Origin of the sequence: Selenomonas sp. GACV-9, assembly GCA_900116485.1 — a bacterium.
GTDB classification, from domain to species: domain Bacteria; phylum Bacillota; class Negativicutes; order Selenomonadales; family Selenomonadaceae; genus Selenomonas_A; species Selenomonas_A ruminantium_G.
In genome coordinates, this window is sequence record FPAX01000008.1 from 1 (window position 1) to 25,777 (window position 25,777).

Genomic DNA, 25,777 nt, shown 5'->3' on the forward strand with positions numbered 1-25,777 from the left:
AAGAAATTGCCGATTGCTATGTTGTTCATACCAATCGATGTTTTGAATATGAAACCGAAGTTTCATCAAACATCTGGCTTGAATCATGTTGCATGATTCATTCTGCATTGTTTAGTTTTCAGAGAACAATCTCTGGTTCTTTCGAACCGCGCCGCTCATCGTAGCGACTTGTTTATTATATCGCGTTGAGTTTTCTCTGTCAAGAACTTTTTGAAATTCTTTTTGACTGAATTCGGAACCGATGTGTTTCAACCCTTTGCCAATCAAGGCTTTGCGGATTCACATCCTGTGCCGTATCTCTCAGCGACTTGTATTATGATACACGTCTTTTCCTGCTTTGTCAACACTTTTTTCAAAAAAAGATAAAACGGAGCCGCTGACAGCGGCGACCCCGTTTTATCATCCTTCCCATATATTCAGTTTGGTTTGATTTTCTTGCCTAAATCATCGAAAAATGATTTGCTGATCCGGCCAAAGATTCCCTGCTGTCCATGGCGGGAGTTGTCCCGTTCTCTCAGCTCATCCCTGGCCATGACGCGTTTACCCGTCTTGGCATCAAATACTTCAAAACGAATCCGTACGGTAGAGGTATAGATGACTTCTGCCGGATGGTAGACAGGAACCGACGTATGATATGTCTCCTCATACCAAGTTCCATTCTTCCTTTTCACCTTGCGTGTTGACGTTCTCGTTTCCCAGCTTGTATATGGTGACTTGACATAGGAATCATCATGCCATTTCAGGAGTTCTGCCGTGATATAGATATCCGCCGCGCCTTTAGGATCTCCCGGCGATAAGATGGCAGCCTTGTCCGGCCGGATAAGCCGGTAACCAGGCCGGGCTGCATTCTTCAGATAATCTTCTGCTATCACTTGCTCTAATAGGTCATTAGCCATTTCCGCCTTATCCGTGAGGGTAATGTCATAAACCAGCGCTTTCTGCACCTTGGAAAAATCATATGACTCATCTACCCAATTGGTCTTCTCCGCACTGGCTGTAAGCGGAAACAGTATCAATGCCCATAAGAATACCAGCAGCCGCCACGGCTTAACTAACCCCAATATCGCCTTCATCATTCTTGTCCCTCCCTTATGATAATCACTATATCCTATATATCGGATATTTTCCTATCTTACTTAAATACTATCTGTCTTCCTGCGGCTTCAACAAGCCGTTTTGATAGGCCAGCAACAGATTGTAGAGATCTGTGATCTCATCCTGGATGAGTTTCCCTTCATCGGTATCACCTACCGTTGTCCTGCGCGCCTGGAGTTCCACCGTCTCCGATACAGACTCGATATCATGGTTTTCCTTCAAAGCCTCCCGAACATCGGCAATCTTCTGATGCTGCAGCAGACGCAGGCCACGCGAGTTCGAGATCAACGTATAGCCGGATATGCCAGTCTTCTTATGATAAGCCTTGCAGAACCCGCCATCGATGATGATGGCCTTGCCCCCAGCTTTGACCGGCGTTTCGCCTTTCCTGACCTTTACGGGCACATGCCCATTGATGATATGGCCCCGCGCAGGGTCCAGTCCGAACTCCCGTAGCACCATGGCACAGGTCTCTTCCCGGTCAATGTATTTGAAATACGGATCAGAGGGCTCCTTCCAGGTGCTCTCATCGGGAACCAACGCTCGCTCAAATGTCTTGAATTCCCGCCCCGATACTGGCGATATGCGCCCACACCAAAGGAAATACATGAAATCAAGGGCGGGCAGATCCCCATGGAGCCAGGCCTCACGGGCCATGCGCTCACAGAAATCAAACCATTTACGTCCGGCGTATTCCCGCCCACCATAGGAAATCGTCCGCAAGCTGCCATCCGCATTGAGCGGCACACAGCCATGGAACAGCAGATTGCCATTATAGCGCGTGTAGATGCTTCCCTTCTGATAAAGATAATCGACATGACGCTGCAGCACCGGGCTTTCGATGAAATACGACTTGAGATCCGCGATGATTTCCTGCTCCTTGGCCGTAAGTTCATAGAGATCAGCAGCAGCCTCATCAATAGTGGGGAAATAAGCGCTCTCGAGCTCATGACGCCTTCCATCCCCGAGCACGGCGCAAGAAGAGCGCAAATCGAGCTTGTCGAGCAATAGCCGGCTATCCATCTGGAAATCCGGATTGCGCCGAATCAGCTGCCCCTCAAGCTTGAACATCATCATCGTAATGGCACGTTCAGCCGCCTTGAGGGGGTTCTCGTCGGGGTATATATGGGCCGCAAAGGTCGACAGCGGCCGCAAGCTGATGCCATAGCCGCGTTCCAACACATCGGTGTTCTTGTAGCGCAGGGAGTTGCGCACTACCGCAGCAATGCAGGTCTCACTGCCCAGCGCCGCCCCCATCCAAAGCACATCATGGTTGCCCCACTGGATATCCACCGAAGGATGTTCCATCAGCATGTTGAGGATAGCATCGGGGCGATTGCCGCGGTCGAAGAAATCACCAACGATATGCAGGCGATCGACAGCCAGCCGCTTGATCAGCACTGTGAAGGCCTCGATGAAGTCCGCACCGCTGTCAATCTGCACAATGGTGTTCAACAGCCGCTTATGATAGACGTATTGCGCATTGTCCGCATCAGGCCGCGTGTTCATAAGCTCCACAATCACCGATTCATAGCGCTGCGGGATGAATCCATTTACCTTTGAAGCCGGATATTTATAGCTCATGAGCTTTGACAGCTCCAGCAGCTGTGACAGGTTGCGGCGATACCAGTCAGGCGTATTCTTGTGCTCACGCGCCAATTGTTCGATTTTTTCCTTCGGATAATAGATAAGCGTACAAAATTCGGCCTTTTCCTCCTCGCTAAGGCGTTCGCCGAAGACATAGTCGACTTTCTCGCGGATAACCCCCGAACAATTGTTGAGGATATGAAAGAATGAAGCATACTCACCATGCAGGTCGCTCATGAAATGCTCAATCCCCTTGGGCAGGGACAGACGCGACTGCAAATAGATCAGCTTTTCATAGACAGACTCTTTGGTGGGGTATTTTTCAGCCAGCAGGCGCAGGACCTTGTTCGGCTGCCCCTTGGCATAGGAACTTCTCATCATCAGCACCTCATTCTATATGCTTTGTTATTATTCATTCAGTATTCATGCTTATTTTAACACAAGTCCTGCCTGAATCATATAGCTGAGCAACACCACTACGATGGAAAAGATATATTCTGTTACCGAACCAACAGCAAAAAGCTTTATCCCCACCTTTTGCCAGGGCGTGATAAAAGGAACTTTGCCGCATACAGCATCTTCAGCAATATGCAGCAGGGCGCCAATACAGAAATACACCCCGATATTCCCCAAATCAAAAAAGGCTGCCACTCCGCCATCCAGGATCCTGAGCTGCAGTCCAAGCAGCAGCAGGTATAGCATCGGCCAATGTGACCAGCCACGATGACGACTGCGCCAGCTCCAGTAATCATTGCTGCGCGGATTGCCCTCAAGCTTGTCCGGCATGATGGCGCCAGCCATGCTGTATAAAGCCGGCAGCGGATCCTGTACGGCCGCATAGACGATGACTCCCGTCACCACCTCATGATTCACCCATTTCATTGCTTGTACCTCAAATCGAACAGTTATTCTTTTATTATTGTAGCATATACGTTCGTTTTTGGATAGATATTTTCGCTTTTTTTGCCCTTGCCCTAATCCATATAGTATAATAGAAACAATTACAGTTAGGAGAAATTACAAATGGATGATTATACTTGGCAAAGAATGCTGCACCAGCGACGCGTCCGCCAACGGCGCCGCCTTTACCTGCTGCTGCTGCTGATTGCCGCATTTATCGGCACGGCCATCTGGTATGGCTTTTTCTACACGCGGACACCAGAATACGCCCTCAAGCAATTGACGATTGCCATGGAGCAGCATGATTCTGAACGGTTCCAGAAATACGTGAACATGGATGTCCTGTCCTCACGGGCCTATGACGATCTGACCGTCGATCTCTTCGCCTATGACTCGACATTGACCGCCGATACCAAGGCCATGTTCGAGAAATTCTACATACTGATCAAGCCCCAGCTGTCAAAAGGACTCGAGCAGGCAGTGCTGACACGCATCGACAGCGGCGCCTGGAGCCTGCCGGAAGGCACCGATATCCTCAAGGGACGCCAGCTCGGCATCGACTTTGAGCGCTTCCTCGAGCGCAGCCAGCTGCGCAATACCACCTTTGTCAGCCTCGGCAATGTGGAACATAACGGCGCCACGGTCACGGCAGAGCTCAACGTCCTCGAAGACTACACCCAGACACCATTCAAGCTGCAGCTGATCCTCGAACAGTCTAACGATGGGCATTGGCAGGTTGTCTATATCAAGAATTACCGGCAGTACCTCGACACCATCGCGCCGTTGCAGAACAGCGACATCGCCAGCTACATCGACAATACCGAAAGCATCGTCGAAGCCTACAATTACGACTTCATCGCCTACCGGCAGCGATTCCGCACACTTAGCAGCACAACCAACGGCCGTCTGAGCGAACAGCAGCGCGCCCAGCTTGTCAAACTGCTCGAGGATGAAGTCATTCCCGCACTCAAGAAACGCCAGCAGCGTCTCGATGAAGTCGCTATCCCAGCCGGCGCTCAGTATCTGGCCCGTCAGCGGCAACAGTCCACTGAGACCACCATCAAGGCCTGGCAGCACTTCATCAAAGGACTGCGCGAAAACAGCCAGGCCGAATTCTCGACAGCCGAAACCCTGCATAAGCAGGAACTGGCCATCGACCTGCGCGTACAGGACATCATCCGCCATACAGCCATCAGCAAGAACATTCCAAATCTCCCTTGATAAATTCTTCGCAAATAGTAAAATATAAATAAGAATATTCACAGAAAAGGCAGGGATGAAAAATGACAACACCAACGCGGCAACTCATAGCACCTATGTCCGGCAAAACGCTGGATCTTGCTACTGTACCAGACCCAGTCTTCTCCGAAAAGCTGACTGGCGACGGGCTGGCAATCGCAGCTGAAAGTGATACTGTAGTCGCACCATGCGATGGTGTGATCTCACTTTTCTTCGACACCAAGCATGCCTTTGCCATAACCACTGACGACGGCGTGCAGGTGCTCGTCCACATCGGTCTCGACAGCATCATCATGAACGGCCAGGGAATAACCCCCCTGCATCAGCGCGGCGACCAGGTAAAAGCCGGCGAGCCCATCCTGAAGCTTGACCTGCCGCTGCTGCAAAAGCATAAGATCAACTTGATTTCGCCGGTACTTATCGTCAATTATGACACAGTACGTAATCTCACCCCACGGGATCCCGACCAGATGGTAACCTGCGGCACAGATCCTATACTGAGCTACACAAAATAGACTGCCAAACACCCCCATAAACTGGAACCTAGTTTATGGGGGTGTTTTTTCACTTGCCAGCCGCCATCACCTACATTGATATTTACGAAACCCCTTACAGATGATATAATCACAAGGTCTAAAAGCAATCAAAACTAAATGGAGTATGTGGCATGGTTTTTTCATCAGTAATCTTCTTATTTTTGTTTTTGCCGTTCGTTCTATTAGGTTATTATCTTCTTTCCCGCAAAAACATCCAGATAAAGAATACATATCTATTGCTCGCGAGCAGCATTTTTTATTATTTTGGCGAACAGAACAGCATCTTTATCATGATGTTCGTCATAGCATTGAATTTTTATATCGCACCATATCTATATCCCGACTACAGCAATGATAAAAAGACATTCCTACAAAAATACAGGCTAGGACTCCTTTCTGCTTGCGTCGTTATATGTATTGGCCTATTGTGGTATTTCAAATACTTGAACTTCTCGATAGAACTCCTGAATGCTTTATTCCATAAGCAGCTTTTTGAATTCAAAGACATCGTTCTCCCCTTGGGAATCAGTTTCTATACCTTTCATGCACTAAGCTACACGTTTGATGTGTATTATGGGCGAATGTTACCAGAAAAAAGCCTTTTGAGATTCATGACCTATGTGATGATGTTTCCTCAATTAGTAGCAGGCCCTATCGTCCGCTACATAGACATAAAGAAACAGTTTTATCATCGCTGTGTTACGCAAGCAGGCCTTTACAACGGAATACGACGGTTTTGCTATGGTTTATCAAAAAAAGTATTGCTTGCCAATACAGTATCTATATATGCAGACAAGATATTCTCAGCGCCAATCGAGCAGTTGGGCCTTCTAGACCTGTGGCTTGGTGCTATCGCCTATGCCTTACAAATCTATTTTGACTTTTCCGGGTATTCCGATATGGCTATTGGACTCGCCATGATGTTTGGTTTCCGATATAAAGAAAATTTCAACTACCCATATATAGCCAAAAGTGCAAGTGAGTTTTGGCGGCGTTGGCATATTTCCCTTTCGACTTGGCTCCGGGATTACGTATATATCCCCCTAGGCGGTAATAAGCTAGGTACCTATAAAAAAATCAAGAATGTGTTGATTGTATTCATTCTCTCAGGCTTATGGCATGGAGCAAATTCTACCTTTGTATGTTGGGGTGCTCTCTACGGAATCTTCATTGCTCTAGAGACTCTTGGATTACGTAACTTACTCAAGAAGTCCAATACTCTTTCCCATATCTACCTGATCCTTATCGCCTTGACCGGCTGGGTAATATTCCGATCCGATACGATGAACTATGCTTGCGAATATCTGATCAAGATGTATAGCTTAACCGCTATCGATGTCAATACGATACCTATGGAAAACAACATCGTCTTTGCCATGGTCATCGGCTTGATATTCTGTTATGATTGGCGTCCCCATTATAAACGGATTGTCATAAGGGCATCAAACCTCAGCCATAGAGTATTCTACATCGAGAAGCTTTCTGGCTTCATAATATCTGTTTTATTATTTGTCATATCCGCCATGAGTATAGTCAGCAGCTCACATAACCCATTCATATACTTTAGATTCTAACACGAGGTTGAAAGATGAAAAAAGTAAACTTCCTCAAGAAATCATTGATTTTTCTCTTCATGTTGCTATTGTTCCTCCCCATGACAGGGATTTTTCGCGAGAATGTCAATATGCAGCATATCGCCGAAACAGAAAACAGACAGATATATGCCTTCCCTAAACCAGAACCATTATCAAAAAGTTTTTATACCGGCATAGAAAATTGGTTCAACGACAGGATTCTTGGCAGAAAAGACCTTATATCCAACTGGGCCCATTGGAATGGAAAACTATTCAATGTCATTACCTCAAAGGAAATCGTAAAAGGCAGTGATGGATATTTATTCTGGCGTTTTGCTACAGACACAATGATAAAAGACGAATCCGATAAGATCGAGCAATTGAACCGCCTGAATACCGTATGCAAAAACAAGGATGTACGCCTAATCATCATGCTTGCACCACCTACGGAATGGATCCTGAGCGATCTGCTCCCAGAAGAATATGCAAATAATGATTACACGAAATCAGTAAATGACTTCCACACTATACTGAAAAACAATAACATCGAGTATTTAGACGCCTATTCTCTGATAAAAAACGACTCTCTTGCCACTCGTAAAGAGATGTGCGTAAAAAACGACTATCACTGGACAGAACAGGGTGCTTTTGTATCCGCAAGGGCTTTATTAGATCAGTTGAATATATCTGATAACATCAAAAAGGATACCTACTACCAGACCGAGGATCGGCAAGTCAACTCCTATACGAGACGGATTGGCATTGAGGGGAATACGATACATGTCAATATCCCCTGGAATGATTCCTTCATACACTTAGAGGAGTTACCAAAAGAACACGTTATTGATTATACCAACAAATCACTTGCCAACAGAGTAGAAGGACAGGCTGGCGAAACGATAGTTACGAATAACGATGCCTCTAACAGATTGAAGATCCTTGTAATTGGCGATTCCTATTGGAGTGCCATGGGCAAATATGTGATTCAGGACACCTACCAAGTCATATTTTCACACAATATAGACATCCGTGACAGCAAAAAAAGCATTGATGTTGCAAAAATGATAGATGTTTATTCCCCTGATATCGTTCTCTATGAAAAAGCAGGCCATTTCTTTTTCGGCTATAACTATGATGGTGTTTTCGGTACATGGGCACCTTTGAATTAAAAACTCCCCATAAGTTGGAATCAGCTCCAACTTATGGGGAGTTTTCATAAAACCAGCCTTAAAAGAACATCAGCAGCGTCAAGCCAATGTTGACCACCGTGGCAATGGCCACAGGCAAGAACGTGCGCTTAGCCAGATCCATCGGCGAAAGATGGGCCGCACCGGCGACAACGATCATGACCGCGGCAATCGGCGACATCGAACGGGCGAGGTTCGATACGAAGTTCATGGGCAGGACGAACAGCACCGGCGCCAGTCCCGACAGCGCAGCGACCTTGGGTGCCAGCGGCACGAAAGCGAAGAAGGCTGCATTGCCGGAACCTGTGACGAGCGTAGCGGCAATGATGATACCCACGAAGACGAACATCATGCCAATGCCGCTGAAACCTGCATCCTGCGCTCCGGTAATCAACGTGTTGATGGCGCCCAGCGAGATAAGGCCTTTCGAGAAGGTCTCTGCGGCTACGACCAGCGTGACGACCGTGGCCATCTGCAGTCCCATGCCATCCCAGTAAGCCTTGACGCCCTGGCAGGCAATCAGGCCGTCGCGATGGCGGATGAACTCAATGACCATCGTGATGGCGAGGGACAAAAGCGTTGCCAGGCTGATATCCATCTTGACGCCCATATCCACAAGACCAAAGAACAGGACCAAGAACAGCGGCAACGTCGGCAGCAGGGCATAGAAAGCCGGTACCTCCGGAGATTTCTGAGCCTCAGCCTGCTCCTTGGTAATCGATGCCGACACATCCTTGCCCGCCATCTCATCCGGATGCTTCCTGTCGAGATGTTTCTGCACGAAATAATGAGCAGCCGCCAGCGACAGCACCGTAGCAATGCCGATGGGCACCTGATACTGCATGAAGTACGGCACGATTTCCATGCCGATGAGCTCAGCTGCATAGATGCTATCGGCACCAGCCGGGCCCCAGCCAGGAGCCGATGCCGTAGCGATAACGGCGCAGGCTGCGATGCGGCTGACCCCCAGGCGCACAAGTACCGGATACATCGTGACCATGAGCAAGAGGCCAAATCCCGAGGCCGAGCTTATGAACATGGCCAGCACGTTTGTCAAGATCGATGTGAGCGCCAGCACCAGATACGGATGACCAAGCTTCTGCAGCGGCTTGATAGCCAAGCGGACCAGCGCAGTGCTGGCGCCAATCTTATCCATATACATCGAGAAACCGCCAATGAGCATGATGATCATGCCCAGGGCTGCAGCACGGCTTGAAAAAGCCAGGCTGATGGACTGGATGATATCCAGCCAGGCCGAACCCGTACTTTTCTTGTCCGGCAGGATTTCGCCCAGACCCAGCACCAGCGTCATCATCATCATGATGACACCCGCCGTGAACAGCACCGGCTGCGCCGGATACTTCTTGAGCACGAGCCGCGTCACCCAGACGACAGCAATGAGTGCAATAAGCAATCCTAACATAAAAGGACCCTCCTAAATATATAATACAGGAATATTATTCGTTAATAATACCATAAATCCTGTTTACACAATAACACGCAGAACAACTTATTTCCCCATTACGTTCCATTTATTGTGTACATATATCCGAAGGATCCTTTTGTTCATTTGTCCAGGCTGCGCAAGCGAGTGGACTCCCAATATTCCCCCATAGACTGGCCTGGCTGCTCCGTCACATCATCACCAAGATATTCCCCGAGGCCTACAGCTGCCGGCTCAAAAGCCTTGGCGTCTTCGATACTTGCAAACTCGACCTCAGCATACCAGAATTCCGTGGCCAGTCCACGATCGACATGATTGACCTCCAGCTGCCTGCCATCAGCCAGCATATAGGTGCGGCGGACTTTTTCAATCAACGGTTTGCCGATCAAATCTTCCAGCTCACGGAATTTCTCCACCGGAATCGGCAGCTCGACTTCCTTGCGGGCCAGCTTTCCCTTCGACTTGAAACACAGGATATATTCCGCCTGCAACGGCTGCTCAGCACGATTTGACCACGTCGTTTCCTCTTCGCGGATGCGCACGGTCGGCCGTACAGACACATAGCCCTGCCGCATCTTCTGCTCAAAGGCCAGCTGATCTGCCAGCGTCTCCGGCCAGCCATTCACTATCCACTTGCGCTCAATCTCTACCGGTGTTTTACGTTGAACCATGCTTTCCTCTCTCCTTATCATCTATTGCTGCAAATACGCATTGATCTCTTTCTGCAATTTATTGAGGGCATTGTTGAACGGAACGATGCCCGTAATGATCTGCTGCAGTTCATTGTTGGCCCGCAGCATCGCCTCATCGTACCCCTTGAATTTCGGCTGCATGACCGCCCGATCCATGACCTCGCTGACCACTCGGAGATTCATCTCCTCGCAGCCCGGTGCATTTGCGGCAAATAAGGCCTGTGACTCCTCAGCCTCGACCACATCGCGCCGCGACGGCAGTCCCTGCGTCTTGGTCAGCATGAGCTGCTGGCTCTCGGGGGCATAGCAGATTTCCTTCAGCAGCTGCCAGGCCAGTTCCTTATGGGAAGACTTCGCACTAACCCCCATCAGCAGCGTCTGCAAGTTCGATACGTTGTCGCCTGAAGGGCCAGCTGGCAGCTTGATGCAGTCCCATTCAAAGGAGCTGTATTTCTTGATGCGCCAAGGATAGGGCTTATAAGTGCGGTATTCAGCAAAGGTGAAGGGCCGGAAGGCCACGCGTCCCATATCAAAGTCCTTGGCGGTGACCTCACGGCCCCGCTGCGCTTCATGCAGCTGCAGCATGAACTGCACAGCCTCCTCCATGCGGCTGCTGGCAAAATACGATGCCCGTCCATCAGCTCGGAACAGCTCCACGCCATTTGTCACCGCTGCCAGTTTCCAGTCGTAATCATAGAATCCGAACTGGTCGAGGACGCCATCGCCGTCAGTATCCTTGGTAACCCGGCGGCAGATGTCCAAGAAGTCCTGCCAGGTCCAATCGTTCCCTGGGATGGCAATCCCCTCCCGGGCCAGCAATGTCTTGTTGACAAACATCAGCGTCGGCACGCTCGTAACGGGCAGCCCATAGGCGCGTCCATCATAGCGCCCATAATTGAGGGCCGCCGGATAGTAGACCTCCCAATTGAAGTCGCGATCCTGATTGCCAAGATCAGACAGGTCCTGCAGCGCCCCCATGGCCGCATACATGTTGAAATCCTCCCCCGGCACGACGAATACATCGGGCTCATCGCCGGCCAGCAGTTTTTCAGCCAGCCATTCCGAGTAATCTTCCTTCTTGATGCCGCTGACATAGGTGACCTTGACGCCAGGGTGCTTAGCCTCAAACCGCTGGATAGCCGCCTCGATGACCGCGTAGGAATCCCCATCAGGCACGTCCCAGTTGCTGCCGGCAAACAGGCCGACACGCAGCTCACCGGCCTGCTGCTGATGATAGGCAAAGGCACCGAGCAGCAGTATGACCAGGGCAAAGGCCATCAGTAAGAGCTGACGCTTACCATCGCCCCCCATCAGAGTTCCACCTCCGCAGCCGCAAGGCCTGTCTGGACGGCCCAGATGGCTAGCTGCGTGCGATCGCGCAAGGCCAGCTTGGACAAGGCATTAGAGAGTCCATTGCGCACCGTTCCCTCCGACAGGCTCAGCCGCTCAGCGATTTCCTTGTTCGACAGGCCATGACCGACGAGATGGGCGATGTTGCGCTCGGTCCGCGTGAGCTCCTCGGCACCATTCGTCTCCGTCTCGACACTCAGATTATTCTTGGCCATCTGATTGAACAGCTTGACCACTTTGGCAACGACTCCCGGATTGATCATCGCACCACCGCTGACCACCGTGCGAATCGCATTCGTGAGATCCGGCACTGATACACCTTTGAGCAGGTAGCCGCTGGCGCCGTATTTCAGGGCATTGAACACGTATTCATCATCATCGAACGTCGTGAGGATGATGATCTTGACTGCAGGATAGAGCTCCTTGACGGCCTTGGTCGCCTGCACACCGTCAAGCTCCGGCATGCGCACATCCATGAGGATGACATCGGGCTGGCTCTCCTTGAGCATATCCATGAGCTGGCGCCCATTCTCAGCCAGCGCTGACACCTCCATGTCCACATTCTGGTCCAGCACGATCTTCAGGCTCTCACGGATGAGCTCCTGGTCATCGGCAATCACTACCTTTATCATTCTATTTCCTCCCGTCTCGTCCCGGCCGGTATCGTGGCCTCCAAGGTAAATCCATTATCACTCCAATAACGCAGCCGCCCATGCAGCAGATCCAGACGCTCCTGCATATGACGCAGGCCAAAGCCCGGCTCCACATCGCTGCAGCCCTGGCCATTGTCGGCGATGATGATATAGTTGCGCCCCGGCTCCGTGCCGATGGTGACCGTCGCCTCCGTCGCATGGCCGTGCTGGTTCGCATTGGTGATACCCTCCTGCACGACGCGGTAGATGACCTCCTCCTCGTCCTCACGCAGGTTATCCGGCCAGCCCAAGGCGATGACGCGGATCTTCATATTCGATGACTCGGCAAACTCAGCCACCATGCGGGCAATCGCATGCCGCAGCGGCAGTTTCTCAAGGTCATCAGGACGCAGCTTCTCCACCGACCGGCGCACATCGACAATGCCGCGGCGCGCAGTCTCCCGGATCTTGGCCATCTGTTTCTTGGCCGCCTCCGGTGCCGCATCGACGAGCACGATGCAGGCATCAAGACCCGCTGCGATGCCTGTAAGGGCATGTCCAAGCGTATCGTGGATCTCACGGGCCAAGCGGTTGCGTTCGCGGGTCTCTGCCATGCGCTCCGCCTCAATGGCATAGGCCCGCAGACGCTTGTTAGCCTCGCCAAGCTGCGTGTTGAGGCTCGCGATGCGTTCCTTCTCCTGATGCTTGTTCTGCACCAGCAGTACCAGATACGATACGAACAGGATGATATTGAGCGAGACAAAGCAATTCTTCACGGCAATCAAGATGGCCTGCACCGAAGACTTATAGTACGCGGTATAGGCATCAAAGGGCGCCACATGCCCCTGGAAGATTGCCAGATTGTAATTAGCGATGCAGTAAAGGCCAAACATGGCTCCGACGAGCAGCCAGCTCTGGTTCTTGCCCTGATAGCGATGCATGAGGTCGGCAACGACCAGCAGGACAACGCCATCATAGGCCAGATTCAGGCTGCGCATCAAGAGCATGCAGGCGGTGATTTCCGCCAGGAATACCATATAGCGCATCATGTCGCTGAGCGTATCGCGCCGGTAAAGATGCCCCAGCATGACCAGCACCAGAAAGGACATCATCGACAGTGCAAAGCCTTCGCCAGCTGGCAAGGGCACGATTGGCAGCGTCTCCAGGAAGGAACGCGCCGACATGCTCCGGATGATCTTTTCCTGGGTGATGCTCATGAAACCAGCCATCAGGAACACCACCATGCCGTTATAGACACTGAGCAGGCGATAGAGACTCGCAATCCGTTCCTTTTCCCTCAGCATATCAAAATCCACCTTCATGCTCAGTTCCAGCCCTCCTTATCGCCATCTAGCAGCACCCGACGGGTCAACAGCTGGGTCTTCAGCTGGATGACGCGCTCCGTCTCCTCCCCTGCCAGCAACCGGTAAGCCTGCTCAGCCGCCCGTTTGCCGATCTGCCGCGGAGACTGACCAGCCGTAGCCGTCATATGCCCCTGCCGGATCATCTCCTTCGTCTCGGGCACACCGTCGACGCCATAGACCTTCACGGTGTCGAGACGGCCTGCATTCTGCAGCGCTGCCATGGCCCCCATGGCCGCTGGGTCGTTGAGTGCCATGACGATAGACACCTCAGGATGCGCCGTCAATATGCGCTCCATCGCCGGCATCGCGAGCTCCAGCTGCCCTAGGCACTCCTCCTCGTCGACAATCTGGAATTCCGGATGACCGGCCAGCGTATCCTTGAATCCCTGGATGCGGTCTACCGACGAATGGGCCTGGGAATGCTTGAGCAAGGCAATCTGGCCGCCAGAGGAAGTAGCTAGCAAGTGGCTGGCGCACTGGACGCCCGCCATATAGTTATCAGACATGACCGTGCAAGCCACGTATTTCTCATCCTGAACGCTCGTGTCGATGGCGATTACCGGCACATGGGCCGCATAGGCCTCCTCGAGCGCCGGCTCGATGCGTTTCCAGTCTACGGGGTTGATGAATATGACCTCCACGCCTTCGGCGATAAGCTCACGTATCTCCTCACGCTGCCGTTCTACCGAAAGGGCTGGATCGCGTGAAATCAGCACATCGCCATGGTTTTCCACCACCGTGCGGATTTCCTCATCGACGACCTCATAGAAGGGATTGTTGAGCGTCATATAGACCGCTCCGAGCTTGCGCCGCTGCTCATTCTGCCGTGCGGAAAGGTCCCCCTGGGATACATGCAGCAAGCTCAGCAGCAAGAGCCCTAAGCACATCGCGCCCACGAGCCCCCAGAAATATTTTTCCCGTGCGTCCATCAAACTCCGCCTTTCTCAATCATTATGCTCCAATTATAGCACAAAACCCGCTGTCATGAGGACATATGACCTATTGTTTCTCAACAAAAAGAGCCTTGCCTTGCGGCAAAGCTCTTTCTGTTGGGAATGTATTACATAATGGAATATATATATGAATATTGTAATACCGTATGGAACAAGTGGAGATATTTTCCTGCCCGTCTTGCTTACGCAAAGAGGCCAATCGCATAGCCAACGATGCCGAGTGCAAACAGGCCAAGGATGATAAGCAGCGGATTGACGCCCTTCTTGAGCAGCCACATGCAGGCAAACGTCATCAGAAGTGGCACTACGCCAGGCATCAAGCTGTCAAGCAGGCTCTGGACAGTCGTTACCACCTGGTCGCCCTGGCTGTTCGTATACGAGGACAGGACCATCGGCATGTTGACCGACGTCCATTTCGCAACGAGGGCACCCATGACGAGCAGACCGAGAACTGAAGAACCTTCCGTGAGGTAACGCATGCGGTTGCCGCCAACCTCGTTGACGAGCTCCGTACCTTTGTCATAACCGTACATGACACCATACCAGTTGGTCAGCAGACGGATGACATTGAACGCAACGAAGAAAATCAGCGGGCCGACGATGCTGCCCGTCAGCGCGATACCTGCACCGAGAGCTGCCAGGACCGGACGCAGCGTACCCCAGAAAATCGGGTCACCGACACCAGCCAGAGGACCAATAAGACCGACCTTGACGCCGGAGAGGGTGTCCTCACCGATTTCCGCGCCATTGGCTTTCTTCTCCTCCATAGCCGCGATGATGCCCATGATCGGCGTTGCCAGGAACGGCTGCGTGTTGAAGAATTCAAGATGACGTTTGAGGGAGCGTTTATACTCCTCAGGATCATCCTTATACAGCTTCTTGAGTGCCGGAATCAGCGAAACGCAGAAACCGATAGCCTGCATACGCTCGAAGTTGAAGGAGCCGAGCAGGAAGTTCGAACGGATAAAAATCGATACAAGATCGCCTTTGGTAAGTTTCTTTTCCATGACTGTACCTCCCCTTACATCAGATCCGAATCGTCAATGTCATCCAGTGCATTGCCCGAGCCACCATTGCCAGCTGCAGCCGCATTGAGCTCACGCTGCAGGCCACGGATGTGGAAGTAAGCGCAGATAAGGCCGATAGCACCGAAACCAATGAGGTTGACGTTCGTGAATACGGCAATGAGGAAGCCAAGGAAGAAGTACGGCATCAGAGACTGGGCATTCATCATGTTGATGACCATTGCATAACCAACAACGACGATGAAACCACCGGAAACCTGCAAGCCGCGCGTGATAACTTCCGGGATGGAAGCCAGCATAGCATTGACCGTGTCCGTGCCAGCAACAGCGGCAATGATAGCAGCCGGTACAGCAACACGGATACCCTGCAGCAGCAGACCGCCGACATGGCACATCTCGATACCGAATGCATTGCCTTCCAGCGCGAATTTATCTGCCAAATGCTGGAAGAATACCGTAATCGTACGTACGAAAATCGTGAGAACCTGGCCAGCAGCAGCAAGCGGAACAGCCAGTGCGATACCAGCGCCGATGCTCTGATGACCGACAATGACGAGGATAGCCGAAACTACCGAAGCCAGCGCTGCATCCGGTGCCATTGCTGCACCGACGTTCATCCAGCCCAGTGCCAGCATCTCCAGCGTACCACCAAGAATAATACCTGTCGTAATATCACCAAGTACAAGTCCAACCAATGTGCAAGCAACGAGCGGACGATGGAACTGGCACTCATCGAGTACGCTTCCCATGCCGGCAATCGCTGCGACAATAATCAGTAAAATAAACTGTACAGAAGTCATAACGTATAAACACCCCTATCTCTATTCTTGTTTCCCTGACAGACCGAAAATCCCAACCAGTCTGTCAGGTAAAATTACGGCGAAAATGAATGATTGCTATGGTATCAAGCCATGCCTTTAGCCTTCAAAGCATCCATGAGGTTGCCTTTTGGCTCATTGGCGAGTTTACGGATTTCAACTTCAATGCCCATATCCTGCAGCTCAAGCAGTGCCTTGACATCGTCCGGATTGACCGCAACAGCACTCGAGATCAGCGTATCGCCATCCTTATAGGTCATGCCGCCAAGATTGACCGACTTGAACGGGATACCACCCTTGACCGCACGGACAACATCAGCCGGTTTCGTGAACAGGAACAGCGTCTTGAACGCATCGTACTTCGGATTTTTGTAAGCCTCGCAAGCCTTCTCAACCGGTACGACATACGCCTTGATTCCCGGTGGTGCCACCTGCAGCAAAAGTTTCTTGCGCATGTCATCTTTGGCGACCTCATCGCTGCAGCACATGATGCGGTTGCACCCCGTAACCTTCGTCCAGACCGTAGCCACCTGGCCGTGGATCAGACGATCGTCGATACGGCAAAATGCGATTTCCATATGTCATTCCCCTTTCATAATACCTCTGCCGCCATAACAAAATCCCCATTGCCACAGCAGCAACAACCTTATAATTTTTCTGACAGTAATTATAATAATAGAAAACACGGTCAAAGTCAGCTGAATTCTGTCACGACTTTCTCCATAGGAATATGACAGATGTCATAGGAAGCGTTTTCCAAATCCACGCAAAAAAAAATCCGCATATCTCCAAGAGATATGCGGATCCATACGATGATGCTCAGACCATCATCAATTCGTCAGGCTCTTATACAATGCCCAAGCATTGATATACGGCAGTACGTCCTCATTCCAGATGATTGCATTCGAGGTCGGTACATAAACGATATCACCATCCTGCAGGGCAACGTTCTGATTCAGGTCATGCTTCTTGATGAAGTTCTTGATGTTAAGCCTACGATAGTACATGACACCATCGACAACGCGCAGGACCTGAACCTGCGTGCTGCGGCCACGCTTGGTGAAGCCGCCAGCCGAAGTTATGGCTGCATAGGCATTGAGGCTGTCGATATCCAAGGACTGGATGCCCGGTTTAGACACCTCACCCATGACGTAGACCTTGCGCTTGCCATACTCACGGATAGAGACAGACATGCTGGGGATACGGATATATTCCCCTAATCTAGCCTGAATAAGGTCTCTTGCCTCATCCACAGTCAGACCAGCCAGCTTGACATTGCCGATATATGGAATAGCTGCCCGTCCGTCAGGGCCGATCATCAAAGCTGTAGTCGTCGCAGAGACCTGCGAGCTTCCCGTGTAATAACCAAGTCCCTGCGGGAAACCAACGACATCCAAGGATATGACATCGTATTTGGCCAGACGATACTCATCCGACGTACTTACACTCAAAGCTGCCTGCTGGAACACAGAATCAGCCTCGACATATGCGCCTTTTTCCGGCTTTGCCTTTTCTTCAACTACTGCTTTCGCCTGACTATCCTGTTTCTGTGCCGCCTCATAAGCTGCATCAGTCGCTGAAGACGCCTGCACTGGAGCCACACCGCCCAGCATAAGGACCGTGGCGAGCATTGCGCCACCTACGAATGTTTTCTTCACTATCGGACACTCCTATTCCATCGCTTTATCGCATCCCTGTCGGGATTCTCATCAAAAGTATACCTCTATCATTATATCGGACATGACAATAAGCGTCAATATAACAAACCCGTCAGAACAGCCCCAGCGTCTTGAGCGTAAACACCCAGCCAAACAAGGTAAGGCACGACAAAGCACTCGTGTAAACCACGCAGTTGCCTGCAAGATCAGCATCGCTGTTCATCTGCTGGGCCATGGCAAAGCTCGCCACGGCACACGGCGAGGCAAATATGGAGAGCAGCGTGATAAGCTCCATATCGCGGAATCCCAGCCAGACAGCCAGGCCGAGCAGGATGCCCGGGGCAATGATCAGACGCGCTGTCACGCAGGAGATAAGCTGCGGCAGATGATCGTGGAAACTGCCGCCTTTGAAGGATGCCCCAAGGATAATCAAGGCAACCGGCGTCGTGGCCGCCGCCACCTGACCGATTGGCGTGAGGATTGGCTTGGGCACCGGGAGCCCCACCAGCAGGAAGGCCACGGCCACCAGTGCACCAAGTATCATCGGATTCTTGAGCACGCCGAGCAGGATACCGGCCAGATGGAACCTGCCGCCCCGGAAAGTCTCCAGCACAAAGACCGCCGCGATGTTGTAGATAGGAATGATGACGGCAATCATCATCGTCGGGATGGCCAGCTGATCGGCACCGAAGATATTGCCCACCAGCGGGATGCCCATGAGAACGAAGTTGCTGCGGAAGATGGCCTGTATCATGGCCCCGCGCCGCTTATTCGATGGCTCGAAACGGCAGACGAAGAAGGTCGCCAGCAAAAGCGTTGCCAGCACGCCGCCTGCACCGAACAGCATGAGCCGCGGCCGCAAAGTCGTCGCCAAATCGGCCGTATAGATATTGAAGAACATCATGAAAAAGAAGAACACGCGGAAAACCATGCGGTTCATATGTACGAGTTCCTCATCCGTCATAAGCTTGGAACGCTTGACGAATACACCGATAAGCATCAAGCAGAACAGTGGCACCACCGCACCGATGGCCACAAACAGATTGCTCAGCAAAACAAACTCCCCTTCCACAAATCCCTATCACCAGCGATTGCCCTTCTGCCAAAAATCCGGCGAGAGCATGACCAGTAGCGTAAACATTTCCAAACGGCCCAAGAGCATCTCGATGCACAGGATGCTCTTGGCAAACACCGAGCCGCCGGCATAGGTGCAGGTCGCCCCCGCCACGCCAAAGGCCGGCCCCACATTGCCCATGACCGTCATGCTGATGCCCAGCGAATCAAAGATCTTCAATCCGTCCAAGGTCAACAGCAGGGCAAAGAAGACAATGCAGAATATATAGAGGAAGAAGAACTGGCCCACGCGTAGCAAGGTTTCTTCATCGACCTTGCTGCCATTCATGCGGACCTCGACGACGCGCCGTGGTGAAAGCTTCTGATGCACGACTGCCCAGGCATTCTTGACGAGCAGGACCATGCGGCTGACCTTGACGCCGCTGGCCGTCGAGCCAGCGCAGCCGCCGCAAACCATAAGCAGCATCAAGACGCCTTTCGAAAAGCCCGGCCACTGATCGAAATCCGTGGAAACAAAGCCCGTCGTCGAGATCGACCCCACCTGGAAGCTCGCATAACGGATTGCCTCAGCAGGACTTATGCCCATCGCCTGTATCAAGTTGACTGCAATGAGCAGCATGGCCGCCAGCTCAAGGCCTATATAGGCCTTGAATTCCGTATTGTGGCGGATGACCCCCGGCCCTTTGCGCCAGATGCGATAGTAGAGACCGAAGTTGCCCCCCGCCAGGATCATGAAGAAGGTCATCCAGGCCTCCAGCGCCACATTGTCAAAATGCATCGCACTGTCATCATAGGTCGAAAAACCGCCCGTGCCAATGGTACTAAGCGCATGGGTGATGGCCTCCATCAATGACAAGCCGCAAAGCATGTAGATGACCGTCGCCGACAACGTGAATATCATATACATCTGGAACAGCGTCTTGGTCATATCCCGCAGCCGCGGCAGCACGCGCTCACGCGTCGGGCCAGTCGTTTCCGCATTATACATATAGATGGTACTCTGCCCCGTCTGCGGCAACAGGGCAATGAAGATGACGATGATGCCAAGGCCGCCAAACCAATGGGTCATCATGCGCCAGAACAGGATGGCTGACGGCAGGGAAGACAGATTCTCCATGACCGTAGCACCCGTTCCCGTGAACCCCGAGATGCTCTCAAACAATGCATCGAGAAGGCCCAGATAACCACCACAAAGGTATGGCAGCATACCAAGGGCCGTTGCCAGTATCCAGCCGATACCCGTGATAGCCACGCCTTCACGCATGGTCAGCCGCTCGACGCGCACGCGGCCATGCAGGCGCAGTTCAATCCCCACCAAGGCACAGATTGCCAAGGCAGCAGCGAACCCAGCCGTGCATTCTTCGCCATTATATAACGAAATACCGAAGGGAACCAGCATGATCGCGGTCTCAGCCACCACCAGCCGTCCGAGGATATAATAAACGATTCGTAAATCCATAAGTCACCATTTCTGGCGCACAGCACGTGCGCCTAGATCCAGCAGGATCAGGAAGGAGAAAATCTCGATGCGGCCGATGACCATGAGCAGGCTGCATGCCAGCTTGGCCCAGGCCGGCAGGAAATGCAGGCTGCCCATGCCCACGAGAGCTGCCGTCGAGCCCGTACTCGTCAAGCAGCCAGCCGCCAGCCCCATCGACTGCATCAAGTCAATCCCCGTTCCCGACAAGATCAGCGAAAACACCATGAAGATTGAGACGTACAGGAAAAAGAACGCCAGGATACGTCCCACGATCTTGGCCGGTACCGGCAGGCCATCCACCTTGACGCTGACCACCATATGCGGGTGCAGCGTCCGATGGATCTCGGCCCGCGTCATGCGAAAAAGCACGAGAATGCGCATGACCTTGAGTCCGCCACCAGCTGAACCGATGCAGCCGCCCACAAACACCAGCAGGAACAGCACATAGCGGTCAAAATCCGGCCAGAACCAAAAGCTCGCCGAAGCAAAACCATTGGTTGACAGGAACGAAGCCACCTGGAAGAAACCATAGCGCAGGCTGCTTGCAAGCGTATAGCAGTCCTGCGCATAAAGGTGCAGGGAAACCGCCAGACCAGCAACGCCCAAGATGGCAAAAAAGCCACGCAGCTCTGCATCCTGCCAGAGCAGCCAGATACTCTTGCGGTTCCAGGCCTTCCAGCAGAGCAGCAGATTCATGCCGGCCAAGACCATCGCAATCCCCGCTGCCAGCTCCAGCCAGACATTGTCATAGGCCATGAAGCTCGTCACCGAACTGCCGCCGCTGGACGACAGCGCTATCATGCCGCGCATCAGCGACTCCTCAACGGGCAGACCGGCCAGATAGAACAGCCCCGCCGCCAAGAGCGTCAGCAGTGCATAGACACTCACGCCCTGATGTACCGACTGGCTCATGCGGTTCCAGACCGGACTGAAGAAGATTGTCTGCCGAGCCGTCAGCGTCAGTCCGAAACAGCCACTGACCTGAGGCAGCACCGTCACCAGCACCACCACAAACATCAGCCCGCCAATCCAGCTCATGATGGCCTGCCAGAGACGCAGGGAGCGCGGCAGCCCCAAGGTGTCAAAGGGCAGGCACGAAAGTCCTGTCGTCGTCAGCGATGAGATACTTTCAAAAAAAGCCGCCGAAAAATCCGGCAGCAATCCTGAGATATAGTAGGGCATCAAGCCAACAAAGCCCATGAGTGGCCAGACCAGCACCATGAACAGGACGCCTTCGCGAATTGCCATCTGGCGCATATGCTCCGCTCCCAGCCGGGTCATGCCGACACCTAAAGCCAGCGAGAATCCCGCCGGCATCAGGAACAGCCAGGCTTCCGGCTCCCGCCAGATCAGCGCCGCAGCAAATGGCACGAACATCGCCAGCCCCATAACGGTTGCTATGCGCCCCATAAGCAGCCAAAAAAGCTCCCAGCCGTTGCCTTTTTCCGTCAGATCCATAGCCTACTCCTTGCCCTTGAAATACTGGATGACCTTCTGCGAAAACTTCGTCTGGATGAAGAGGATCGTGCGGTCGCCTGGCTGCAGTACCGTATTACCATTTGGGATTACGGCCTCGCCATCACGCACGTAGGCGCAGACCAGACATTCACGCGGCAGCTTGACATCCATGAGCCGCTTGCCAGCCACAGGCGCGCCCTGCTGCACGATGACTTCGACAGCCTCTGCCTTGGCACCCTCCAGCAGCGATACCGATACGACACCGCCACGGCGCGCAAAAGCCAGCACCTCACTAGCTGAAAGCAGGCGTGCCGACAGAACGATATCAACACCGACCTTTTCCATGAGTTCCACGTATTCGTTGCGGGCTACGCGCACCACCGTCTTGGTCTTGTTACCCGACAGATGGCGCGCTAAAAGCGCCAGCATCAGATTGAGCTTATCATCCTCAGTCAGGCAGACCACAACATCGGCCTCCGCTACGCCTTCTTCGAGCAGCAGGTCGATATCCGTGCCATCGCCGCAGATAGCGATACCGTTGACGAGCTTTGCTGCCACCTGCTGGCAGCGCTCACGGTCCTGATCGATGATCTTCACATGGACATCCTGCTTGTCAAACATCGCCGCCAGCGACCGGCCGGCACGGCCCGCACCGATAATCAGCACGCGATGCAGCTTGCGCGCATCGCGCTGCACGAAGCTTTGGCTGAACTTCTCGATTTCCTCGGGGATGCCAATGAAATAGGCATTGTCATGCGGCAGCAGGCAGTCATCACCATGGGGTATGATCATGCGGTGATCGCGAAAGATCATACCAGCCAGCACGCCCTTCGGCAGCTGGATTTCCTTGAGCGGGATGCGCGCCAGCGGCGACTTGCGCTGCACCTTGGTCTCGAAAAGACGAATCTTGCCATGGGCAAAATCCTCCACATCGAGCGCTGCTGGCGTCATCAGGATACGATTGATCTCGTTGGCCGTGATAAGCTCCGGATTGAGCATCAAGTCAATGTCGAAGTTCTGCTTCAGGTAATCCTTGGCCTCGCTCATGAACTGCATATCGCGGATACGCGCAATCGTATGCTTGACACCGTGTTTCTTCGCCAGGATGCAGCTGACCATGTTGACCTCATCGCTGGCCGTCACCGCAATCAGGATATCCGAGTCACGGATATCCGGGTCATTCATCGTTATCGGGCTGGCACCATTGGCGGCAATCGTCAATACATCCAGCGTATTCTTGGCCGCCTCCAGCTGGCTCTCGTCCTGATCGACGACAACCACATCAAATTGTTCTTTTGACAGCAGCTCAGCAATGCTGTATCCCAGCTTGCCTGCCCCCACTACTACGATGCGCAACGAAAATCCCCTCTATCTCTACTATATATATAGAATCATCCCTTATACTACGGGTATTATAACACATACAAATATCGTAATAAAGACTTGGCCCCTCGGCACAAAAAAGCGCTGCGGCAAAATGTCCTGCATTTTGCTCGCAGCGCTTCCCTATTCCTGTCTTATTCAGCAAACAGCTCCGTCGACAGATATCTGTCACCCGTATCGGGCAGCAGCACGACGATATTCTTACCAGCATACTCCGGACGCTGAGCAAGCTCGACAGCAGCTGCCAGAGCTGCACCCGAGGAAATACCGATCAGGATACCCTCGCTATGGGAAAACTGACGGCCGAACTTGAACGAATCCTCATTGGCAATCGCGATGACTTCATCGTAGACCGATGTATCGAGCGTAGCCGGCACGAAACCAGCACCGATGCCCTGGATCTTATGCGGGCCAGCCTGGCCCTTGGAGAGAACCGGGCTCGTTGCCGGCTCTACGGCCACGATATGGACATCCTGTTTCTGTTTCTTGAGATAGCGAGCCACGCCCGTCAGCGTACCGCCCGTACCGACACCAGCGACAAAGGCATCGACCTGGCCCTCGGTATCCTCCCAAATCTCCGGTCCCGTCGTTGCCTCATGTGCAGCAGGGTTAGCTTGATTCGTAAACTGCGACGGGATAAACGAATTCGGCGTTTCCTTGGCCAGCTCCTCGGCCTTCTCGATAGCTCCTTTCATGCCCTTCGAACCATCAGTCAGCACGATCTGGGCACCATAGGCCTTGAGCAGATTGCGGCGCTCCACGCTCATCGTCTCCGGCATCGTGAGGATAGCCTTATAACCGCGGGCAGCGGCAAAGCTGGCAAGACCGATACCCGTATTGCCAGAGGTCGGCTCGATGATGACCGAGTCCTTGCTCAGCTTGCCTTCCTTCTCTGCCTGCTCAATCATCGCCTTGGCAATGCGGTCCTTGACCGAACCAGCCGGATTGAAATACTCGAGCTTGACGAAGATGTTGGCCTTGAGATCATTGGCCTTGATGAAATTATTCGCCTTGAGCAGCGGCGTGCCGCCAATCAGTTCCGTTACGCTGTTGTAGATCTTACCCATAAGAAACGCCTCCATAATTGATTATTGACAGTTTATCTTTACATAGATTAAAACATATATGATTAATATGTTTACATATTAACACAGCATCACCATCTTGTCAATGTAAATTTTCAGGTTTCGTTTTCAACATTGACTTTTTCCACCTTGTTTACTATGATATAGTAAACAAATATTACATATCATTTATATAGTTATCACCTACTGTCTACCATTAGAAATGAGGGATTGTTCATGAAAATTTCTGCCAAAGGCCGTTACGGCCTCGCTGCAATGACCTATCTCGCACGCAACTATGCAGCTGGTTCGCCGGTCACCATCATCAGTATCTCCGAGAAGCTTGGCATTTCCAAGATTTATCTTGAGCAGGTCTTTTCCCTGCTCAAGCGCGCCCAGCTCGTCAATTCCATCAAAGGCTCCCAAGGCGGCTATCAGCTGGCACGCGAGCCACGCACGATCAGCGCCTATGACATCCTGGCCTCCATCGAACTCTCGCTGATGGAAAAAGCCGCACCGGCCTCCGAGAAGATGCCCGCCCTTGACCGGGCACTGGCCGTCAAGGTCTTCGACCCGCTTGACGCGAACATCAAGGAGACACTTGCCAACGTCCGTCTCGACGATATCCTTACGGCCATCGATGCCCAAAAAGAAGCCGACAGCTTGATGTATTTCATCTGATTGGCTGCTTATTCTTGACGGACATTGACCAATTTTGCCTATATTTGTCTTTTGTATACACAAAAAACGCCGAAAAAACGCATAAATCGGCGTTTTTTGTTGCTAAAGGCGCTTCAAGAGGGATAACACCGCAAAATACAGGACTTTTCGGTCAAAGTGCGTCTTCCGGTTACTTCACAACCCCTGCAAACTATAGTATAATGCTAAATAAGTTGTTGAAGGATACGCCCCTATCCCTCTGCATCGCTAACAACAAGAACAATGCTGCCCATGAGTCCTACTCATAGGCCCTTCCCAAGGCTGGCAGCTGATTGACTGTATTTTGTTGGAGGTGTTCTCCCATGTTAATCGATAACGTTCGCGTTATCATCGCCAATGGCCCGTTTTCTGCGGAAGATGCGCAGTACTATATTGAACAGATAAAGAAATCCGCTAAGTTCCCCCTTAAAAAGATTATATTTAACCGTTCAGATGCGTATCTCGACATCCGCTATTCGTTCGATTCAATCCCCTTTGAACGGATTCGCCGGATTCCATTGACGGCCCCGCACGAGGATCGTGCAGTAAACAACTGATCCCCATT

Annotated in this window: 24 protein-coding genes; 6 read left to right on the top strand and 18 right to left on the bottom strand. The window is 52.1% G+C overall.

The features are described 5' to 3' along the window. Window positions 1–416: 416 nt before the first annotated feature. From BM322_RS08085 to BM322_RS08095, 3 genes are all read right to left on the bottom strand, one after another. Window positions 417–1,076 (bottom strand): hypothetical protein, encoded by a 660-nt coding sequence (locus BM322_RS08085; RefSeq protein ID WP_075429491.1) that lies wholly within the window; start codon window positions 1,074–1,076, stop codon window positions 417–419. Window positions 1,077–1,143: 67 nt separating this feature from the next. After that, the gene (locus tag BM322_RS08090) at window positions 1,144–3,060 is read right to left on the bottom strand and encodes a fructose-1,6-bisphosphatase (protein ID WP_075429493.1); all 1,917 of its coding nucleotides are present in this window, start codon (window positions 3,058–3,060) and stop codon (window positions 1,144–1,146) included. Between the two features lie 51 nt (window positions 3,061–3,111). Next, a complete protein-coding gene (locus BM322_RS08095) occupies window positions 3,112–3,564 on the bottom strand; it encodes a metal-dependent hydrolase (RefSeq protein WP_075429495.1) in 453 nt (150 codons plus the stop codon). A gap of 141 nt (window positions 3,565–3,705) precedes the next feature. Between BM322_RS08095 and BM322_RS08100 the strand changes: the two genes are divergently transcribed. From BM322_RS08100 to BM322_RS08115, 4 genes are all read left to right on the top strand, one after another. Further along, on the top strand, window positions 3,706–4,803 hold the full coding sequence (locus BM322_RS08100; RefSeq protein WP_075429497.1) for a hypothetical protein: 1,098 nt from the start codon (window positions 3,706–3,708) through the stop codon (window positions 4,801–4,803). A gap of 62 nt (window positions 4,804–4,865) precedes the next feature. Further along, on the top strand, window positions 4,866–5,336 hold the full coding sequence (locus BM322_RS08105; RefSeq protein WP_075429499.1) for a PTS glucose transporter subunit IIA: 471 nt from the start codon (window positions 4,866–4,868) through the stop codon (window positions 5,334–5,336). A 152-nt stretch (window positions 5,337–5,488) separates the two neighbouring features. Further along, window positions 5,489–6,931 carry an MBOAT family protein gene (locus tag BM322_RS08110; protein WP_075429500.1) on the top strand — a complete coding sequence of 481 codons (1,443 nt, stop codon included), beginning with the start codon at window positions 5,489–5,491 and terminating at the stop codon, window positions 6,929–6,931. 14 nt (window positions 6,932–6,945) lie between these two features. Beyond that, window positions 6,946–8,100, top strand: a complete 1,155-nt coding sequence (locus BM322_RS08115; protein WP_075429502.1) for an alginate O-acetyltransferase AlgX-related protein — start codon at window positions 6,946–6,948, stop codon at window positions 8,098–8,100. Between the two features lie 58 nt (window positions 8,101–8,158). On the opposite strand, the gene dcuC is transcribed toward BM322_RS08115, so the two are convergent. The 15 genes from dcuC to cysK form a co-directional block, all read right to left on the bottom strand. Then, complete coding sequence (gene dcuC, locus BM322_RS08120) at window positions 8,159–9,541, bottom strand: C4-dicarboxylate transporter DcuC (RefSeq protein ID WP_075429504.1); 1,383 nt, start codon at window positions 9,539–9,541, stop codon at window positions 8,159–8,161. A gap of 143 nt (window positions 9,542–9,684) precedes the next feature. Further along, window positions 9,685–10,233, bottom strand: coding sequence for a hypothetical protein (locus BM322_RS08125; protein ID WP_075429506.1), 549 nt, complete (start codon window positions 10,231–10,233; stop codon window positions 9,685–9,687). 21 nt (window positions 10,234–10,254) lie between these two features. After that, the gene (locus BM322_RS08130) at window positions 10,255–11,565 is read right to left on the bottom strand and encodes a sugar ABC transporter substrate-binding protein (RefSeq protein WP_075429508.1); all 1,311 of its coding nucleotides are present in this window, start codon (window positions 11,563–11,565) and stop codon (window positions 10,255–10,257) included. Beyond that, window positions 11,565–12,236, bottom strand: coding sequence for a response regulator transcription factor (locus BM322_RS08135; RefSeq protein ID WP_075429510.1), 672 nt, complete (start codon window positions 12,234–12,236; stop codon window positions 11,565–11,567). Before BM322_RS08135 ends, BM322_RS08130 begins: the two co-directional genes overlap by 1 nt. After that, a complete protein-coding gene (locus BM322_RS08140; RefSeq protein ID WP_075429511.1) occupies window positions 12,233–13,558 on the bottom strand; it encodes a sensor histidine kinase in 1,326 nt (441 codons plus the stop codon). The genes BM322_RS08135 and BM322_RS08140 overlap by 4 nt, the downstream gene beginning before the upstream one ends. A gap of 2 nt (window positions 13,559–13,560) precedes the next feature. Continuing rightward, window positions 13,561–14,529, bottom strand: coding sequence for a sugar ABC transporter substrate-binding protein (locus tag BM322_RS08145; protein WP_075429513.1), 969 nt, complete (start codon window positions 14,527–14,529; stop codon window positions 13,561–13,563). Between the two features lie 206 nt (window positions 14,530–14,735). After that, on the bottom strand, window positions 14,736–15,560 hold the full coding sequence (gene manZ, locus BM322_RS08150; protein ID WP_075429515.1) for a PTS mannose transporter subunit IID: 825 nt from the start codon (window positions 15,558–15,560) through the stop codon (window positions 14,736–14,738). Between the two features lie 14 nt (window positions 15,561–15,574). Beyond that, window positions 15,575–16,378, bottom strand: coding sequence for a PTS mannose/fructose/sorbose transporter subunit IIC (locus BM322_RS08155; RefSeq protein ID WP_075429517.1), 804 nt, complete (start codon window positions 16,376–16,378; stop codon window positions 15,575–15,577). 104 nt (window positions 16,379–16,482) lie between these two features. Then, window positions 16,483–16,974 carry a mannose/fructose/sorbose PTS transporter subunit IIB gene (locus tag BM322_RS08160; protein WP_075429519.1) on the bottom strand — a complete coding sequence of 164 codons (492 nt, stop codon included), beginning with the start codon at window positions 16,972–16,974 and terminating at the stop codon, window positions 16,483–16,485. Between the two features lie 252 nt (window positions 16,975–17,226). After that, window positions 17,227–18,054 (bottom strand): polysaccharide biosynthesis/export family protein, encoded by an 828-nt coding sequence (locus BM322_RS08165; RefSeq protein WP_318254572.1) that lies wholly within the window; start codon window positions 18,052–18,054, stop codon window positions 17,227–17,229. 112 nt (window positions 18,055–18,166) lie between these two features. Further along, the gene (locus tag BM322_RS08170) at window positions 18,167–19,108 is read right to left on the bottom strand and encodes an AEC family transporter (RefSeq protein WP_075429521.1); all 942 of its coding nucleotides are present in this window, start codon (window positions 19,106–19,108) and stop codon (window positions 18,167–18,169) included. Between the two features lie 27 nt (window positions 19,109–19,135). Next, window positions 19,136–20,587, bottom strand: coding sequence for a TrkH family potassium uptake protein (locus BM322_RS08175; RefSeq protein WP_075429523.1), 1,452 nt, complete (start codon window positions 20,585–20,587; stop codon window positions 19,136–19,138). Window positions 20,588–20,590: 3 nt separating this feature from the next. Continuing rightward, window positions 20,591–22,066, bottom strand: coding sequence for a TrkH family potassium uptake protein (locus BM322_RS08180; RefSeq protein ID WP_075429525.1), 1,476 nt, complete (start codon window positions 22,064–22,066; stop codon window positions 20,591–20,593). Window positions 22,067–22,069: 3 nt separating this feature from the next. Then, window positions 22,070–23,422, bottom strand: coding sequence for a Trk system potassium transporter TrkA (gene trkA, locus BM322_RS08185; RefSeq protein WP_075429527.1), 1,353 nt, complete (start codon window positions 23,420–23,422; stop codon window positions 22,070–22,072). A 161-nt stretch (window positions 23,423–23,583) separates the two neighbouring features. Further along, window positions 23,584–24,516, bottom strand: coding sequence for a cysteine synthase A (gene cysK / locus BM322_RS08190; protein WP_075429529.1), 933 nt, complete (start codon window positions 24,514–24,516; stop codon window positions 23,584–23,586). A gap of 234 nt (window positions 24,517–24,750) precedes the next feature. Here cysK and BM322_RS08195 point away from each other — a divergent pair, with 234 nt between their 5' ends. Together BM322_RS08195 and BM322_RS08200 are read left to right on the top strand one after the other, a co-directional pair. After that, window positions 24,751–25,194: an Rrf2 family transcriptional regulator gene (locus BM322_RS08195; RefSeq protein ID WP_075429531.1), complete on the top strand. Its 444-nt coding sequence runs from the start codon at window positions 24,751–24,753 to the stop codon at window positions 25,192–25,194. A gap of 341 nt (window positions 25,195–25,535) precedes the next feature. Beyond that, on the top strand, window positions 25,536–25,769 hold the full coding sequence (locus BM322_RS08200; RefSeq protein ID WP_075429532.1) for a ferredoxin: 234 nt from the start codon (window positions 25,536–25,538) through the stop codon (window positions 25,767–25,769). Window positions 25,770–25,777 lie beyond the last annotated feature (8 nt).

Bases quoted from the DNA above. Each gene is read 5' to 3' on its own strand.
- BM322_RS08085 (WP_075429491.1), bottom strand. From the start codon at position 1,076: ATGATGAAGGCGATATTGGGGTTAGTTAAGCCGTGGCGGCTGCTGGTA.
- BM322_RS08090 (WP_075429493.1), bottom strand. From the start codon at position 3,060: ATGAGAAGTTCCTATGCCAAGGGGCAGCCGAACAAGGTCCTGCGCCTG.
- BM322_RS08095 (WP_075429495.1), bottom strand. From the start codon at position 3,564: ATGAAATGGGTGAATCATGAGGTGGTGACGGGAGTCATCGTCTATGCG.
- BM322_RS08100 (WP_075429497.1), top strand. From the start codon at position 3,706: ATGGATGATTATACTTGGCAAAGAATGCTGCACCAGCGACGCGTCCGC.
- BM322_RS08105 (WP_075429499.1), top strand. From the start codon at position 4,866: ATGACAACACCAACGCGGCAACTCATAGCACCTATGTCCGGCAAAACG.
- BM322_RS08110 (WP_075429500.1), top strand. From the start codon at position 5,489: ATGGTTTTTTCATCAGTAATCTTCTTATTTTTGTTTTTGCCGTTCGTT.
- BM322_RS08115 (WP_075429502.1), top strand. From the start codon at position 6,946: ATGAAAAAAGTAAACTTCCTCAAGAAATCATTGATTTTTCTCTTCATG.
- dcuC (WP_075429504.1), bottom strand. From the start codon at position 9,541: ATGTTAGGATTGCTTATTGCACTCATTGCTGTCGTCTGGGTGACGCGG.
- BM322_RS08125 (WP_075429506.1), bottom strand. From the start codon at position 10,233: ATGGTTCAACGTAAAACACCGGTAGAGATTGAGCGCAAGTGGATAGTG.
- BM322_RS08130 (WP_075429508.1), bottom strand. From the start codon at position 11,565: ATGGGGGGCGATGGTAAGCGTCAGCTCTTACTGATGGCCTTTGCCCTG.
- BM322_RS08135 (WP_075429510.1), bottom strand. From the start codon at position 12,236: ATGATAAAGGTAGTGATTGCCGATGACCAGGAGCTCATCCGTGAGAGC.
- BM322_RS08140 (WP_075429511.1), bottom strand. From the start codon at position 13,558: ATGAAGGTGGATTTTGATATGCTGAGGGAAAAGGAACGGATTGCGAGT.
- BM322_RS08145 (WP_075429513.1), bottom strand. From the start codon at position 14,529: ATGGACGCACGGGAAAAATATTTCTGGGGGCTCGTGGGCGCGATGTGC.
- manZ (WP_075429515.1), bottom strand. From the start codon at position 15,560: ATGGAAAAGAAACTTACCAAAGGCGATCTTGTATCGATTTTTATCCGT.
- BM322_RS08155 (WP_075429517.1), bottom strand. From the start codon at position 16,378: ATGACTTCTGTACAGTTTATTTTACTGATTATTGTCGCAGCGATTGCC.
- BM322_RS08160 (WP_075429519.1), bottom strand. From the start codon at position 16,974: ATGGAAATCGCATTTTGCCGTATCGACGATCGTCTGATCCACGGCCAG.
- BM322_RS08175 (WP_075429523.1), bottom strand. From the start codon at position 20,587: ATGGATTTACGAATCGTTTATTATATCCTCGGACGGCTGGTGGTGGCT.
- BM322_RS08180 (WP_075429525.1), bottom strand. From the start codon at position 22,066: ATGGATCTGACGGAAAAAGGCAACGGCTGGGAGCTTTTTTGGCTGCTT.
- cysK (WP_075429529.1), bottom strand. From the start codon at position 24,516: ATGGGTAAGATCTACAACAGCGTAACGGAACTGATTGGCGGCACGCCG.
- BM322_RS08195 (WP_075429531.1), top strand. From the start codon at position 24,751: ATGAAAATTTCTGCCAAAGGCCGTTACGGCCTCGCTGCAATGACCTAT.
- BM322_RS08200 (WP_075429532.1), top strand. From the start codon at position 25,536: ATGTTAATCGATAACGTTCGCGTTATCATCGCCAATGGCCCGTTTTCT.